Raw genomic sequence first — 15,509 nt, forward strand, 5'->3', positions numbered from 1 at the left:
GAGGCCGCGCCTTGGTCCGGACGGCATGCCGTACCCGTTTCTGCGTCGGCCAGCGCCTCATCCTGAAGGCGCGGGGCGGCTCCGTACCCGTTTCTGCGAACGGGCGCGCGAGCCAAAACCGTACCCGTTTCTGCGGGGGAGGCGGCCGTAGCAGTCACTGCGTTGACGACCTGTCAACGCCGGCAAAGGTGGCGAGGGAAGCGGCGGGAAGCGATAAGGCGAGGGAAGGCCGGTGAGCAGGCCGAGCTGGTATTGGCCCGACGCCATCGCCGAGCCACAAAAACAAAAAGCCCCGCACGGGGCGGGGCTTTCAGCGTTTTCTCGCCCTAAGGCGAGAGGCGCAATGCTTACAGCGGGGTGATGTTCGCTGCTTGCAGGCCCTTCGGGCCGTTCTTCACTTCGAACGAAACGCGCTGGTTTTCCTGCAGCGACTTGAATCCAGAACCCTGGATTTCCGAGAAGTGGGCGAACAGATCATCACCGCCTTCGTCCGGCTTGATGAAACCGAAACCCTTGGCGTCGTTGAACCATTTGACGATACCGGTTTTCATGGTCTTGCATTTCCTAAAAAAAATTAAAAAACGGAGGCGCGCGGCGCTTCCGGCAGAGCAACTCAAGGAAAGGACACCATGGACAACCGAAGTACCATGACGGTGGCTAACGAATGTGCTGTTGCCTCGTCGCTTGAATCTAGCGCGCTTTATACGGGGGATCCGAGCCCACGTCAAGAGCGGCGTTCCCCTGCTGCAGGCTAGATCACGCGAGTGCCCTCGTGAGATCATCACCCATTTTGCATACAGTCTATTTGTCCGTATCGGCGCACCTGTATACAAAAGTGTAAGACAGTACGTGTGCCTCCCGAGCTGAAGCGCCGCGAGGCTCTTGCCTTTGCAAGAGACGGGACAAAACGATACAGGAGACACAGCATGTCGATGCCCGAACCCCTTTCCGAACCCAACGACACACCCGCCATGACCGCGCCGGCGCGCCGCTCACCGATAGAGCGCCTGTTCAAGCTGAGCGAGCATCAGACCGACGTGCGCACCGAGATACTGGCCGGGGTGACCACCTTCCTGACGATGGCGTACATCATCTTCGTCAACCCGACCATCCTGGGCGATGCGGGCATGCCGAAGGACGCCGTATTCGTCGCCACCTGCGTGGCCGCGGCGCTCGGTACGCTGATCATGGGCTTCTACGCCAACTATCCGATCGCGATGGCGCCCGGCATGGGGCTGAACGCCTATTTCGCCTATACGGTGGTCAAGGGCATGGGCTTGCCGTGGGAGGCTGCGCTCGGCGCGGTGTTCATCTCGGGCTGTCTGTTCCTGCTGGTGACGCTGCTGCGCGTGCGCGAGATGATCGTCAACGGCATCCCGCATTCGATTCGCGTGGCGATTACCGCGGGCATCGGGCTGTTTCTTGCCATCGTCGCGTTGAAGAACGCTGGCATCGTCACGGCGAGCCCGGCCACGCTGGTCACGCTCGGCGATCTGCACCAACCGTCGGCGGTGCTGGCCATCGTCGGCTTCCTGGCGATCGTGGCGCTCGATCGCCTCAAGGTGAAGGGCGCGATCCTGATCGGCATCCTGCTGACCACGCTGCTGAGCTTCGCGTTCGGCGGCAATACCTTCCAGGGTATCGTGTCCGCGCCGCCGTCGATCGATCCGACGCTGTTCAAGCTCGACATCACGGCCGCGCTGTCGATCGGCATCATCAATGTGGTGCTGGTGTTCTTCCTGGTCGAGCTGTTCGATGCGACCGGTACGCTGATGGGCGTAGCCAACCGCGCCGGCCTGCTGAAGGCGGGCAAGATGGATCGGCTGAACAAGGCCCTGATGGCCGACAGCACCGCCATCATGGCCGGCTCCTTTCTCGGTACCTCGTCGACCACCGCCTATATCGAAAGCGCCTCGGGCGTGCAGGCCGGTGGGCGCACCGGGCTGACCGCGGTGACGGTTGCCGTGCTGTTCCTCGCCTGTCTGTTCATTGCGCCGCTGGCCGGCACCGTGCCCGCTTACGCCACCGCGCCGGCGCTGCTCTACGTGTCCTGCCTGATGCTGCGCGAGCTGGTCGACATCGACTGGAACGATGCCACCGAGGTGGTGCCCGCGGTGCTGACGGCGCTCGGCATGCCCTTCACCTATTCGGTCGCCAACGGCGTGGCCTTCGGCTTTGTGACGTACGCGGGGCTGAAGCTGCTGACCGGCCGGGCCAAGGACGTGCCCATCATGGTATGGATCATCGCCGCCGTGTTCATCTTCAAGTTCTACTATCTGCCCGGGCATTGACCCGCTGCAGCGGCATCGCGGCAAGGGCGGCTACGGCCGCCCTTTTTCATGTCCCGGTTGTGTCGCCCGTCTCGCAGAACGGCCGGCGCAACGTTCGAATTTTCGCTGCAAGATGGCCGGACCGTACCCGTTTCTGCGCGCCCCGGCGGTCGGCGGCGGTGCCGAGCCGTACCCGTTTCTGCGTCCAAGGTAAGTGCTTATTTACCTCGTGCACCATGGTGGGTCCGCGTTGTTACGGTCATACCGAAGGATGATTTTGGATGCATGCCCCGCAGGGGGGCTAGACAAACGAAGCCAAATGCACTGAACTAGAGGCGTGCTATTCCAGGGGCGCTTCGAAGCGCCCCTTGTTGACTCCGGGCACCCGGAGTGCGCCGACGGCGCGACGCAGACCCATTCGATCCGCCGCAGCGGACGTACAGACAGACCGCCTTCAGGCGGCTTCGCCTCCACGAGAGCACGCGCATGACGCGTGCCGGAACAATAAGCGGAACAAGTGGTAATCGCGAACGTGTAGTGCCGGGGGATGTTGTTCAACGGGGAAGAATCATGACCGCAGGAGAAGTCCATCGGCCCGTTCTCGAGCCGACTCGATCCGCCACGCCTTCGATCACCCGCGCCTTGAGCCATCTGGCCGATGTCGCCGGTGCCAAACCCGATCACAATCCGAGCCAACCTCACCGCGAGCATCGCGACGAATCTCTCGCCGATGCCGTGGCCGCCTTGCTTGCGGCCGACGACGGCGTGCCGCCGAACCTGCGCCAGGCCATCGAAGGCCTGCTGCAACGCCACCGCCAGCTCGAGGCCGATGTCGCCCGCCTGCGCGCCCAGCGCGAGGAGTGGATCGTCAGCGTGCTGACCTACCAGGCGCTCTATCACCGCTATTCCGGCCAGACCCTGCATGCTCCCAGCGATCGCCTGATGCGCGAGCGCGACAGCATGCGCCGCACCATTCGTGAACAACTGCGTAGCGGCACGACGCCGACCGCAATGTTCGATGTCCCTCCCCACAGCGTTTCGAGCGTGTAATGGCGACCGCGCACATGGGTGCCCAGCCGCACCGCATACAACTGGACCGCAGCCCGATCCCGTCCGCCAGCCGGCGCAGCGAGACCGTCAGGCATGCGGCCACGCCAAACGCGCGGGAGAACGGGATGGACCGACTCAGCAAGCCGACATCGCGGGCCGCGCAGGTCCTGGTGGTATCCCGACAGCAGAACTTCGGCATCGACGCTAGCCAGTTCGGGCCGGGTTGGGAGATCCGCCACCATCACCAGCTGCGCGATCTGTCACGGGTGGTGCGCAGCAGCGCGCCGATGGCCGCGGTGCTCGACCTCGAGAGCGAATACACCGATGCCGAGATCGCGCTGCTCGAGCAGAGCCTGCAATGCCTGCACGTGATGTGGGTCGCGATCACATCGCCGCAGCGGCTCGAGGACGAGCGGGTGCGACGCCTGATTCGCGACTATTGCGTCGACTACGTGCGCGTGCCGTTTTCCTACAGCGAGCTCGCCTACACGCTCAAGCACGCGCACGGCATGGCAGCACTGCACGCCGCCCGCGGTCCGGACACGGCGGTGCAGGGCAAGATGATCGGCGAATGCGCCGCGATGCGGGCCATGTTCCGCTCGCTGGCCAAGGTCGCGCACAACGACGCCCCGGTGTTCATCTCGGGGGAGTCCGGCACCGGCAAGGAACTGGCCGCGCAGGCAATCCACGAGGCGTCGAACCGGCGCAAGGGACCGTTCGTCGCGATCAACTGCGGCGCGATCCCGCCGCACCTGGTGCAGTCCGAACTGTTCGGCTACGAGAAGGGCGCCTTCACCGGCGCCAATCAGCGCAAGATCGGCTGGATCGAGCAGGCGCAGGGCGGCACGCTGTTTCTGGACGAGATCGGCGATCTGCCGCTGGAGAGCCAGGTCGCGCTGCTGCGCTTCCTGCAGCAGGGGATGATCACGCGGCTGGGCGGCCATCAGTCCATCCCGCTGGATCTGCGCATCATCTCTGCCACGCATGTGGACCTGGTCGCGGCGCAGGCGGAAGGACGGTTCCGCTCCGACCTGTTTCACCGGCTTTGCGTGCTGACGCTGTCGATCCCGCCGCTGCGCGAGCGTGGCGAGGACATCCTGCTGCTGGCCAACGCGGTGCTGGCCGAGCATGGGCACGAAGCCCATCGGCGCATTCGCGGTTTCTCGCCGTGCGCAACGCAGGCGATGATGCAATACGGCTGGCCCGGCAACGTACGCGAGCTGATCAACCGGGTGCGGCGCGCGATCGTGATGACCGACAATCGCAAGATCACCGCCGAGGACCTGCAGCTGCACGGCAATAGCGACGCGCCGCGCAAGACCCTCGATGCGATCCGCGAAGAGGCCGAACGCGAGGCGATCCGTTCCGTGATGGCGAGCCACGGCTTCCATGTCGTGCCCGCCGCGCGCGAGCTCAACGTGTCGCGCGTCACGCTGTACCGGCTGATGCACAAGCACAATATCCGCGTCGAAGGCCAGTCGAACCACGCGGAGTAGCGATTCGCTGCGACGGCGGCAAATCATCGGGGCCGGCGATCCGTCGGCCCCTTCTTCATGGCGCTCGCGAATCAGCGCCGCGGGGCCAAGGACGAGGCGGGCTTCCAGCATCCCGATGCCAGGCCGCCGCCGTAGCCGACCAGGTCGGCCGACGCGGCCAGAAGATCGATCGTCAGGTCGGCAGCCTGCCGCGTCCTGCCGTCGTTGTCCTTCGCCGACTGCCGCCCGCGCGCCTCGTCCTCCTCGGCGCCGACGCCCAGCACGCCGAGCGACAAGCCGAAGCCCTTGACGTAGATATCGTTGCTCAACGCCGTATGGCTATGGATCTCGGCATCGTCGGACCGGTCCAGATGGCTGAAGCTGCCGGCCGGTGCGCCGGGACAGAACGCGGCCATCACAGCAAATACGCAAAGCTTGGTTTTCATTGGCTTTCTCCTCCCTGATCGGATGCCGGACAGGCCATCTGCGTGCAGCGCGCACGGACCGGCCGACCGGCGGACGGCATGGGGCCGTCGACGAACCACGGAAGGACTGCTACGGCCGCGTCCGGCTGCGGAAGGCCGCGATCGGCAGGACGCGGTTGGTCTCGGTGCAGAACGACGATGTCGCCCGATGCGGCAGCCGCGGCGCGGCCAATAGCGGGGGCGACAGCAGTTGCAATACCGATGGCGCGGCACACGCCGGCCGCTGGGCGCGGCGTCGTGCCGTCATGCGTGCTGGAGGGTGACGCATGGTGGGGCGCTCTCCCGTGGCTAAAGCGTGGATCGTGGCTCTCCACGACTCGTTGCGACAAGCATGCCAAGGGGCGGCATCCGTTGTCCGGACTAGGTTTGCCGGCACGCCAACCACGGGCGGCCAGGGCCCGCGGGCAGCCCGGTCCGATTCTGTTGCGGCCATGAAACCGGGGTGGCGGCGACGCCCCGCGCCGCGTACCTGTCCCGGCCATCGTGTCGCCGCCAGGCCGTTTCGCTTGCTGAGCCCCGGCACAACGACGACCGCACCGACATCCATCGGAAGGAGGAAGTTCGGATGAGGTCGGGGCACAGAACGGGCGGATGGGCTCGCCGATAAGGTGGAAGCGCAGCCCGGCCGCGATGCCGGGAGCGAGAGGGCTGGGCGGTTACAGTGCCTTAACGGGCCTGGGCCTGAGCACGCCGGCACCACACCTGCGAGACTGACGGGCAAAGCGGACGCAGAAACGGGTACGCCTCGCTGCCGCGTCCACTGTGGCCATCATTCCTTGCGTGCCGGCGGGTTGGTCGACGGCGCGGTGTCGGCGGCAGGCGTATCGCCCGAAATCGGCTTGGGCCCGGGTTGGCTGCGCTCGCAGCCGGCGGTCGCGAAGAGGGCAGCGACGCCCAACACGACCGTGGCGAGCCGAGCCGTCGAGAAAGGGGCGATCAGAATGCGGATCACGGTACCTCCTGTTGAAGACCAGACAGACGAGAGACGAAACACCAAAGCCCGGCGGCGGAACGGCGCGCCGCCTGCTGTAACTCTAGCAGTTGACCGCGCCGGCCCTTTGAGCCGATGAGCCGATGAGCCGATGCCGGCTTGGGCACCGGCGCGAGGCGCGGTATCCTGAACACTGCCTCCGCCGCCCGGCGGCAGCAGCCGGCACACAGCGGCCCACCAGCCTACAAGCCCGGCCTGCCCGGACACCCGCCCACCGACAAAGCCAGGGAGCGCCTTCTTGCCGATGTACCAACCCGACCCCGAGCACCGCCACGACCGCTGGCACGGCCTGACCCGCATGCTGCCCGACCGTCATACGCTGCGCCGCACCGCCATGGTGGTGACCGCCGCGGTGCAAGCCTGGTTCGCGCACCGGGCCGCCAGCAAGGGCGCCGCGCTGTCGTTCTACATGCTGTTCTCGCTGGCGCCGATCCTGGTGCTGGTGATCTCCATCGCGGGACTGTTCTTCGGCGCCGAAGCGGCGCGCGGCGAAATCTTCGACCAGCTCGAAGGGCTGCTCGGCACACAAGGCGCGGCGGCGATCCAGCAGATTCTGGCGGCGACGCATCGTGCCGGCGGCAGCGGCGTGGCGGCGCTGATCGCCACCGGCATCCTGATCCTGGGCGCCACCAGCGCCTTCGCCGAGTTGAAGGCGAGCCTGGACGACATCTGGGAGGCCGACGCGACCCCGGCCAGCGGCTGGCGCTCGCTGGTGCGCACGCGTCTGCTGTCGTTCAGCCTGGTGCTGGTGCTGGCCCTGATGCTGCTGGTCTCGCTGGTCGTCAATGCCGCGATTGCGGTGGTGCAGCGCTTCTGGGACGGCATGTGGTTCGAGTCGTGGCTGGCGCCGGTCGCCACGACCATCTCCAGCGGGTTCTCGTTTGCCGTGGTCACCGTGCTGTTCGCGGTGGTGTTCAAGATGCTGCCGCGCGTGCGCGTGACCTGGCGCGACGTGACCATGGGCGCGATCATCACCGCGGTGCTGTTCTCGGTCGGCAAGCGCCTGATCGGCATCTACCTGGGCAACAGCGCGGTGGCGTCGTCGTATGGCGCGGCCGGTTCGGTGGTCGCGCTGATGCTGTGGGTGTACTACTCGGCGCAGATCTTCTTCTTCGGCGCCGAACTGACGCATCAGTACGCGCTGCAATTCGGCAGCCTGCGCGAGCGGCAGCGCCGCGGCGAGGTGCCGGAACCGGCCAGCGCCGGGAACCGGTAGAATAACGGCCCATTCCCTCGGGGCGCCCGCCGCGACAGCCCACCGACAGCCGACCCGCTCGGCCGCCGCGGATCGCGGCACAAGGCGCGGCGCGATCGGCATCGCCATCGCCGCGCCCGCCGGGTCCCGATCCATCCGCCTGCCATCCGACCGTCCTACCGTGAGCTCGCTCGTATCCGAAATTGCGCGTCGTCGCACCTTTGCCATCATTTCCCACCCCGACGCCGGCAAGACCACGCTGACGGAAAAGCTGCTGTGGTTCGGCGGCGCGATCCAGGTCGCCGGCGAGGTGCGGGCGCGCAAGGCCGACCGCCACGCCACCTCCGACTGGATGGAGCTGGAAAAGCAGCGCGGCATCTCGGTGACCTCGTCGGTGATGCAGTTCCCCTACCGCGAGCACATCGTCAACCTGCTCGACACCCCGGGCCACGAGGACTTCTCGGAAGACACGTACCGCACGCTGACCGCGGTCGATTCGGCGGTGATGGTGATCGACTCGGTCAACGGCGTCGAGGCGCAGACCATCAAGCTGCTGAACGTCTGCCGGCTGCGCGACACGCCGATCCTGACCTTCATCAACAAGCTCGACCGCGAAGGGCGCTCGCCGATCGAGCTGCTCGATGAAATCGAGGATGTGCTCAAGATCCAGTGCGCGCCGATGACCTGGCCGATCGGCATGGGCAAGTCCTTCCGCGGCGTCTATCACCTGATCGACGACAAGGTGCAGCTGTTCGATCCGCACGGCGACAAGGGAACTGCCGCCATCGTCGACGGGCTCGACAATCCCGAGCTTGACCGCGTGCTGGGGTCGCAGGCCGACGAACTGCGCGTCGAGATCGAGCTGGTGCGCGGGGCTTCGCACGCCTTCGACAAGGATGCCTTCCTGGCCGGCAAGCAGACCCCGGTCTATTTCGGCTCGGCGATCAACAACTTCGGCGTGCAGTCGCTGCTCGATGCGCTGTGCGACCTGTCGCCGTCGCCGCAGCCGCGCGCGGCCGAGAGCCGCACGGTGCAGCCGGAAGAGGCGAAGTTCACCGGCTTCGTGTTCAAGATCCAGGCGAATATGGATCCGCGCCACCGCGACCGCATTGCCTTCGTACGGGTCTGTTCGGGACGCTTCACGCGCGGCATGAAGCTGCTGCACGTGTCGGCCGGCAAGACCGTGGCGATCAACAATGCGATCACCTTCATGGCGCAGGATCGCAACACCACCGAGGAAGCCTACGCAGGCGACATCATCGGCGTGCCCAACCACGGCACGATCCGCCTGGGCGACGTCTTCACCGAGGGCGAGCCACTGAAGTTCACCGGCATTCCGTCGTTCGCGCCGGAGTTCTTCCGCCGTGCGCGGCTGAACAACCCGCTGAAGGTCAAGCAATTGCAGAAGGGCTTGCAGCAACTGGCCGAGGAAGGCGCGACGCAGATGTTCCGCCCGATCGCCTCGAACGACCTGGTGCTCGGCGCGGTGGGCATTCTGCAGTTCGATGTGGTGGCGCACCGGCTCGAGCACGAGTACGGCGTCGACGCGATCTTCGAATCGCACGAGTGCGCGACTGCGCGCTGGCTTAAGGGCGACCCGGCCGAGATCGAGAAGCTGATCGAGAAGGCCGGCCACAACGTCGCGCTCGACGGCGCCGGCGACCACGTCTATCTGGCGCCCAGCATGGTCAACCTGCGGCTGACGCAGGAACGCTTCCCGAACCTGCAGTTCATGGAGACGCGCGAGATCGTCTAGGCGGCGCGTTTAAACGACGGCGCTGAAGACGCTGACACGTCGTCGTCCCCGCGCACGCCGAACCCGGCATCTTGCCGCATCACGCCGGGCCGCCCTGCGGCGGCCTGGCATCGCCACACCTTCAGAACGCCAGCGTCGCCTGCACGTAGAACGTGCGCGGCATGCCGACGTACTTGCCGAGGTTGTTGTCGGTCGAGCGCGTGAAATAGCGGCGATCGAACAGGTTCTTGACGCCCACCGCCACCTTCAGATTCGACATCGACTTGCCGAAGTCATAGCCCAGGCGCATGTGCACCAGCGCGTAGCCCGGGATGTCGCCCAGCGCGCCGTTGGCGCTCTCGGCCGTCTGGTAGGGCGTGCCGTCGGTGGGATCGCCCGGCGAATGCTGGCGCGACTGCGCGAAGCCATCCACGTTCAGCGTCCATCGATTGCGGCTGTAGCGCACGCCGGCGGTCGCCACATGGCGCGAGTAGAACGGCAGATCGCGCCCGGCGAAGGTGCCGAGGTTGTAGGTAGCTTCGGTAAAGGTATAGCCGGCATACGCGGACAGGCCGGCCAGCGTCTTCGACAGCGTGCCGAAGTCGTAGCGCAGCGAGCTCTCGATGCCGCGGTGGCGCGTCGCGCCGAGATTGGTCCACGCGTCCGGGCTGCCCATCGTGCCGCCGCGCAGCTGCAGCTCGTCGTCGAAGTCGATGTTGAACAGCGTCAGCTCGCCGCCCCAGCCATTGGCGTTGAAATGCGTGCCCAGCTCGTAGGTCTTGGCTTTTTCCGGCGCCAGGCCGTTGGTGGTCTGCGCGATCTGGAAGTACTGCAGCGGGCCGAACGAGACGCCGGCATTGCCGAACAGCTTCCAGTTGTCGCTGACGTGGTACATCACCGCGAGCGAGGGCAGCGGCTCGTCCGACTTGATGTCGGTGCGGCGCTGCGTGAAATGGTCCGTCACGTTGGAGCGGATCATTTCATAGCGCAGCCCCGGCGTGATGGTCCAGTTGCCGATGTTGATGGTGTCGTCGATATAGACCGCGTTGGCGGTGGTGCCGCCGCTGCGCCATTGGTACATCGGCGAGGCGATCGTGGTCGGATCGACGGTGCCCGGCGTGTAGAACGCCGTGCGCGATGCCTGCTCGTCGCTCGACTCGCGCAGGTAGCGGTAGCCGACGCTGACCTCGTGGCTGATGTTGGCGCCGCGGAACAGCTGCGAATAGCGCGGCTCGACGGCGAAGGTGTGATAGTGGCGGGGGAATGCTCCCAGGCGCCGCTCGACCCGGTTGCCGACAGTGCGCTCGCTCTCGATCTGGCTGCCGCGGAAGCTGTCGGTGTAGTAGGTCAGCACCTCGAACTTGCGGTTGTTGTCCTGGTGCGAGTATTTCAGCGAGACGTCGTTGCGGCGGCCGGCGAAGGTGTCGTACGGCCGCACCGACTGGAACGGATCGGCGGCGTACTGCGCGGCCGTCAGCCCGCCGGGCATGTCGGCCAGCGCCTCGTAATAGTGGTAGCTGGCGGTGATCTGGTCCGTGCTGGAGATCCGGTACGACCCCTTGAGCATCAGGTCGTCGATATCGACGCGGTCGTTGCTGCGGCGATAGCCGTCGCCATGCACGCCCGAGTACATCAGCGCGCCGCCCAGGCCGTTGTCGTTGGTGCCGCCGATGAAGACGCTCGGCATGGTCTTCACATTGCCGCCGTGCGTCGCGATCTCGGTTTCCACCGACGCCTGCGCGGCGAAGGTCTGCGGAATCGGCCGGGTCACGAAGTTGATGATGCCGCCGACATTCTGCGGGCCATAGCGCACCGAGCCGGCGCCGCGCACCACGTCGATGGTGTCGATATTGCCCATCGACAACGGGGCCATCGACAGCTGGGGCTGGCCGTAGGGCGCCACCGCCAGCGGAATGCCGTCGAGCAGCACGGTCGAGCGCGGCGACAGGCGCGAGGCCAGGCCGCGCACGCCGACATTCAGCGAGATGTCGCTGCCGCCGGTGCCGTTGCTGTCCTGCACCTGCACGCCCGGCATCCGGCGCAGCACCTCCCGCACATTGGTGGCGCCGCTTTCCTCGATGGTCCGCCGGTCGGCGATCGAGCGCGCGCCCGGATGCTCCAGCACCTTGGTCTCGTTCGGCTGGTCCAGCCAGTTGCCGACCACGGTCACCGTGTTCAGCGTCTTGTCGGCGTCCGCGATCGCCGGAGCGGCCTGCGCCTGAGGTTGCGCCTGCGCTTGCGGGGAAGCCTGGGCGGTCACGACGGGCTCGGCCGAACGGGCCGAGGACGACAGGCACAGCAGGGCGACGCCGGCGGCTGCGGCGGTCAGGCGGAAGGCGGCTTGCAAGATCGGATCCTGAGGAAAGGCGGGAAAGCGGCGTCGGGTTCGCGAGACAGCGCGATTGACCGACACGCGAGCAGGTGAAGGCGCATCACGGCGTCGGCGTCACCCGCGAAGCGGCGAATTATAAATGCGAAGCATTCTCAGGCGCACAAACCCGCCGCGCCGTTATGGTCGACGTTGCATAAGGCCAACATCGCGCCAACACCGGGCCAACACCGGGCCAACGCCGGGCCAACGCCGGGCCAACGCCGGGCCAACACCGGGCCAACACCGGGCAAACACCGCGCCGCCGGCAGGGATTCATGTAGCGTGCAGCGCGCCTGACGCCGCTCCGCTAGAATTGCGGCTTGCCGACGGAGCGAACCATGGGCAACCCATGGGCGAGCCACACCGGCCTCCCGCTGTCCCGGCAGCCGCCAACGTACAAGGCGGCGCCGCTTCTCTCTCCCGCCATGCCTTCCACCCCTGCCCGCACCGCCCCGGCCGCTTCCGATCCGGATTCGGTCTTTCGCGACCCCGGTTTCCGCATGTTCTGGTGCGCCCGTCTCTGTACCACGATCGGCTACCAGATCCTGACCGTGGCGGTGGGCTGGCAGATGTACGACCTGACCGGCGATGCGCTGATGCTGGGGCTGGTCGGGCTGGTGCAGTTCCTGCCGTCGGTGGTGCTGCTGCTGATGTCGGGGCACGTCGCCGACCGCTTCGACCGCCGGCAGATCGTGCGGATCTGCCAACTGACCGAGGCGGCCATTGCGCTGGGCATGGCGGCGGCCAGTCTGGCCGGCTGGGTCCGCCACGAGCACATCTTCATCTTCGTCGCGCTGCTCGGCGCGACCCGCGCCTTCGAGACCCCAACGCTGCAGGCGCTGCTGCCCAGCGTGGTGACGCCGCGCCAGCTGCCGCGCGCGGTGGCGCTGTCGAGCTCGGCGACGCAGACGGCGATCATCGTTGGGCCCGCACTTGGTGGCTTTGCCTACGTGGCCGGCCCGGGCGTCGTCTACGCGATCGGCGCGCTGCTGTTCCTGGCCGCCGCCACGCTGATCACGCTGCTGCGATTGCGCCAGCGGCCTCAGCGGCTGACCGCGCCGATCAGCGTCAGCACGCTGTTTGCCGGGTTTGCCTATATCCGCAGCCGGCCCGTGCTGCTCGGCGCCATCTCGCTCGACCTGTTCGCCGTGCTGCTGGGCGGCGCCACCGCGCTGCTGCCGATCTATGCGCGCGACATCCTGCATACCGGTCCGTGGGGGCTGGGCCTGCTGCGCTCGTCGCCGGCCATCGGCGCGCTGGCCACGGCGATCTGGCTTGCCCGCCGTCCGCTCGAGCGCAAGGTGGGCCGGGTGATGTTCGGCGCGGTCGCGCTGTTCGGCCTGGCGACGATCTGCTTCGGGCTGTCAACCTTCCTGCCGTTGTCGATGCTGGCGCTGGTGGTGCTGGGCGCCTCGGACATGATCAGCGTGGTGGTGCGCTCGACGCTGGTCCAGCTCGATACGCCGGACGATATGCGTGGGCGGGTCGGCGCGGTCAACTCGGTCTTTATTGGCGCCTCCAATCAGCTCGGCGAATTCGAGTCCGGCGTGACGGCGGCGTGGCTGGGCCCGGTTGGCGCGGTGCTGCTGGGCGGCATCGGCACGCTGGTGGTGGTGGCCGTGTGGGTGCGGCTGTTCCCGGCGCTGGCGAACCGCAACCGGCTCCACGACAGTCCCGGGGCCACTGAATCCAGCTGATTCCGACCTGACTCGGAACTGACTCGGCACTCACTCGGCACTGACTCGAGCTGAATCCGACCTGGTTTCCCACCCGGACCGTACCCGTTTCTGCGTGGCGCCCTGCCGATCGAAGCGGCGCGGACAGCACTCTCCCCGATATTTTTTCAATCCGCTGCAGCCCTTGCCCAGCAAGGGCTCGCGCCCGCTCGCCGCGCCGAGCGGCAAATATTCACTGAAACCATTTCTCCATCGATCTGTCCCGAAAATATTGTCAATTTCGATTATCTGTAGGCGAAGTCCGACATTGCGTCGGATAGGCGCGGGCAGACCCCGGCATCGCCGCGTGCGATAAGCAAGGGAGTCCCGCACGCCTGCGGGAGGGAGCAGACCATCGATGTGCGGTATCGCAGGAGAGTTACGTTTCGATCAACAAATGGCCGACCTTCACGCCGTGGCCGACATGGCGCGGGTGCAGGCCGCGCGCGGCCCTGACGGCGAAGGGCTGTTCGGTCTGGGCCGGCGCGCCTTCGGGCATCGCCGGCTGCGGATCATGGATCTGTCCGAGCGGGCGCATCAGCCTTTCATCGACAACGCGCTGGGGATGGGCATCGTCTTCAACGGCGCCATCTACAACCACCATGCGCTGCGCGAGGAGTTGAGCGCGCGCGGCTACACCTTCTCGTCGACCGGCGATACCGAAGTCATCCTCAAGGCCTGGCATGCCTGGGGCCCGGCGGCGCTGGATCGCCTGGCCGGCATGTTCGCGTTCGCGCTGTGGGAACGCGATACCGGCATCACGCACCTGGTGCGCGACCGCCTGGGCATCAAGCCGCTGTACTACAGCCAGAACGCGCAGCGTCTGCGTTTCGCCTCGACGCTGCCGGCGCTGCTGGCCGGTGGCGACATCGACACCGCGCTCGATCCGATTGCGCTGCATCACTATCTGACGCTGCACGCCGTGGTGCCGGCCCCGCATACGATCGTGCAGGGCGTGCGCAAGCTGCCGCCGGCCACGCACATGACGGTGCATGCCGATGGCCGCACCGAGACGCACACCTGGTGGCAGCTGGACTTCGTGCACGACGCCGCCGACGAGGCCCGCACCTTCGAGGAGTGGCGCGACATGACGCTCGCCGCGCTGCGCGATGCGGTGCGCCTGCGTACCGTGGCCGATGTACCGGTCGGCGTGCTGCTGTCCGGTGGCGTCGACTCCAGCCTGATCACCGGGCTGCTCGCAGAAACGGGTACGCCCGACCTGCGCACCTATGCGATCGGCTTCGAAGCGGCCGGCGGCGAGGCCGGCGACGAGTTCCACTATTCCGATCTGGTGGCGCGGCACTTCGGCACGCGCCACGAGAAGATGATGATTCCCGCCGCCGATCTGCTGGCCGCGCTGCCGGATGCGATCCGCGCGATGAGCGAGCCGATGGTCAGCCACGACTGCGTGGCCTTCTATCTGCTGTCGGCCGCGGTCGCGCGCCATAGCCGCGTGGTGCAGAGCGGGCAGGGCGCCGACGAGGTGTTCGGCGGCTATCACTGGTATCCGCCGCTTGCGGCCAATGCCGATGCCGACGGCGGCGTCGCGGCCTATCGCAAGGTGTTCTTCGACCGTACGCAGTCGGAGATGGCCGAGCTGCTGTCGCCGCAATGGCTGGCCGACGATCCGAGCGGCCGCTTCCTGGCGGCGCATTTCGCCATGCCGGGCGCCGACAACGCGATCGACCGCGCGCTGCGGCTCGACACCACCGTGATGCTGGTCGAGGATCCGGTCAAGCGCGTCGACAACATGACGATGGCGCACGCGCTGGAGGCGCGCGTGCCCTTCCTCGATCACCGGCTGGTGGAGCTGGCCGCGCGCATGCCGGCGCGCCACAAGATCGCCGCGGGTGGCAAGCACGTGCTGAAGGAAGCCGCGCGTCAGGTAATTCCCGCCGAGGTGATCGACCGTCCGAAGGGCTATTTCCCGGTGCCGGCGCTGAAGTATCTGCGCGGCCCGTTCCTGGACTACGTGCGCGGCCTGGTCGACAGCGATGCGGCGCGCCAGCGCGGTCTGTATCGGCCGGGCGTGGTCGAGTCGATGCTGGCCGAGCCCGATGCCCACATCACGCCGCTCAAGGGTTCGAAGCTGTGGCAGGTCGCGCTGCTGGAGGCGTGGCTGCAGACGCATGGCCTGTGAGGGCTGCCATGACTGGCGAGAAAGCCGACAAAGCGGACAAAGCCGACAGAGCCGACAGAGCCGACAGAGCCGACAGAGCCGA

At 66.8% G+C, this 15,509-nt stretch carries 12 protein-coding genes; 7 read left to right on the top strand and 5 right to left on the bottom strand.

The window, feature by feature from the left end; translation table 11 throughout:
- Positions 1-347 precede the first annotated feature (347 nt).
- A complete protein-coding gene (locus HTY53_RS18720) occupies positions 348-551 on the bottom strand; it encodes a cold-shock protein (protein WP_006576725.1) in 204 nt (67 codons plus the stop codon).
- Between the two features lie 375 nt (positions 552-926).
- Here HTY53_RS18720 and HTY53_RS18725 point away from each other — a divergent pair, with 375 nt between their 5' ends.
- The 3 genes from HTY53_RS18725 (at position 927) to HTY53_RS18735 (ending at position 4,816) form a co-directional block, all read left to right on the top strand.
- Positions 927-2,291, top strand: a complete 1,365-nt coding sequence (locus HTY53_RS18725; RefSeq protein ID WP_274383327.1) for an NCS2 family permease — start codon at positions 927-929, stop codon at positions 2,289-2,291.
- A 465-nt stretch (positions 2,292-2,756) separates the two neighbouring features.
- Entirely contained in the window at positions 2,757-3,320 is a 564-nt protein-coding gene (locus HTY53_RS24830; RefSeq protein WP_254600016.1) for a hypothetical protein, read from the top strand.
- A gap of 125 nt (positions 3,321-3,445) precedes the next feature.
- Entirely contained in the window at positions 3,446-4,816 is a 1,371-nt protein-coding gene (locus HTY53_RS18735) for a sigma-54 dependent transcriptional regulator (RefSeq protein WP_174108008.1), read from the top strand.
- Between the two features lie 71 nt (positions 4,817-4,887).
- On the opposite strand, the gene HTY53_RS18740 is transcribed toward HTY53_RS18735, so the two are convergent.
- The 3 genes from HTY53_RS18740 to HTY53_RS18750 form a co-directional block, all read right to left on the bottom strand.
- Positions 4,888-5,241 carry a hypothetical protein gene (locus HTY53_RS18740; RefSeq protein WP_174108009.1) on the bottom strand — a complete coding sequence of 118 codons (354 nt, stop codon included), beginning with the start codon at positions 5,239-5,241 and terminating at the stop codon, positions 4,888-4,890.
- A 109-nt stretch (positions 5,242-5,350) separates the two neighbouring features.
- Positions 5,351-5,527 carry a hypothetical protein gene (locus HTY53_RS18745; RefSeq protein WP_174108010.1) on the bottom strand — a complete coding sequence of 59 codons (177 nt, stop codon included), beginning with the start codon at positions 5,525-5,527 and terminating at the stop codon, positions 5,351-5,353.
- Positions 5,528-6,049: 522 nt separating this feature from the next.
- Positions 6,050-6,232, bottom strand: coding sequence for a hypothetical protein (locus tag HTY53_RS18750; RefSeq protein WP_174108011.1), 183 nt, complete (start codon positions 6,230-6,232; stop codon positions 6,050-6,052).
- 283 nt (positions 6,233-6,515) lie between these two features.
- On the opposite strand from HTY53_RS18750, the gene HTY53_RS18755 reads away from it, so the two are divergent.
- Positions 6,516-7,487: a YihY/virulence factor BrkB family protein gene (locus tag HTY53_RS18755; protein ID WP_174108012.1), complete on the top strand. Its 972-nt coding sequence runs from the start codon at positions 6,516-6,518 to the stop codon at positions 7,485-7,487.
- A 160-nt stretch (positions 7,488-7,647) separates the two neighbouring features.
- A complete protein-coding gene (locus tag HTY53_RS18760; RefSeq protein ID WP_174108013.1) occupies positions 7,648-9,222 on the top strand; it encodes a peptide chain release factor 3 in 1,575 nt (524 codons plus the stop codon).
- A gap of 121 nt (positions 9,223-9,343) precedes the next feature.
- Here HTY53_RS18760 and HTY53_RS18765 read toward each other — a convergent pair whose 3' ends face one another.
- Complete coding sequence (locus HTY53_RS18765) at positions 9,344-11,548, bottom strand: TonB-dependent receptor family protein (RefSeq protein WP_174108014.1); 2,205 nt, start codon at positions 11,546-11,548, stop codon at positions 9,344-9,346.
- Positions 11,549-11,997: 449 nt separating this feature from the next.
- Between HTY53_RS18765 and HTY53_RS18770 the strand changes: the two genes are divergently transcribed.
- Together HTY53_RS18770 and HTY53_RS18775 are read left to right on the top strand one after the other, a co-directional pair.
- The gene (locus HTY53_RS18770; protein ID WP_174108015.1) at positions 11,998-13,269 is read left to right on the top strand and encodes an MFS transporter; all 1,272 of its coding nucleotides are present in this window, start codon (positions 11,998-12,000) and stop codon (positions 13,267-13,269) included.
- Positions 13,270-13,684: 415 nt separating this feature from the next.
- Positions 13,685-15,427: an N-acetylglutaminylglutamine amidotransferase gene (locus HTY53_RS18775; protein ID WP_438820972.1), complete on the top strand. Its 1,743-nt coding sequence runs from the start codon at positions 13,685-13,687 to the stop codon at positions 15,425-15,427.
- The last annotated feature ends 82 nt before the right edge of the window (positions 15,428-15,509 follow it).

Source organism: Cupriavidus gilardii, from assembly GCF_013314895.1.
GTDB classification, from domain to species: Bacteria; Pseudomonadota; Gammaproteobacteria; order Burkholderiales; family Burkholderiaceae; genus Cupriavidus; species Cupriavidus gilardii_C.

Excerpts from the sequence above, each read along its gene's own strand:
- HTY53_RS18720 (WP_006576725.1), bottom strand. The coding sequence starts at position 551 with ATGAAAACCGGTATCGTCAAATGGTTCAACGACGCCAAGGGTTTCGGT.
- HTY53_RS18725 (WP_274383327.1), top strand. The coding sequence starts at position 927 with ATGTCGATGCCCGAACCCCTTTCCGAACCCAACGACACACCCGCCATG.
- HTY53_RS24830 (WP_254600016.1), top strand. The coding sequence starts at position 2,757 with ATGACGCGTGCCGGAACAATAAGCGGAACAAGTGGTAATCGCGAACGT.
- HTY53_RS18735 (WP_174108008.1), top strand. The coding sequence starts at position 3,446 with ATGGACCGACTCAGCAAGCCGACATCGCGGGCCGCGCAGGTCCTGGTG.
- HTY53_RS18740 (WP_174108009.1), bottom strand. The coding sequence starts at position 5,241 with ATGAAAACCAAGCTTTGCGTATTTGCTGTGATGGCCGCGTTCTGTCCC.
- HTY53_RS18745 (WP_174108010.1), bottom strand. The coding sequence starts at position 5,527 with ATGACGGCACGACGCCGCGCCCAGCGGCCGGCGTGTGCCGCGCCATCG.
- HTY53_RS18755 (WP_174108012.1), top strand. The coding sequence starts at position 6,516 with ATGTACCAACCCGACCCCGAGCACCGCCACGACCGCTGGCACGGCCTG.
- HTY53_RS18770 (WP_174108015.1), top strand. The coding sequence starts at position 11,998 with ATGCCTTCCACCCCTGCCCGCACCGCCCCGGCCGCTTCCGATCCGGAT.
- HTY53_RS18775 (WP_438820972.1), top strand. The coding sequence starts at position 13,685 with ATGGCCGACCTTCACGCCGTGGCCGACATGGCGCGGGTGCAGGCCGCG.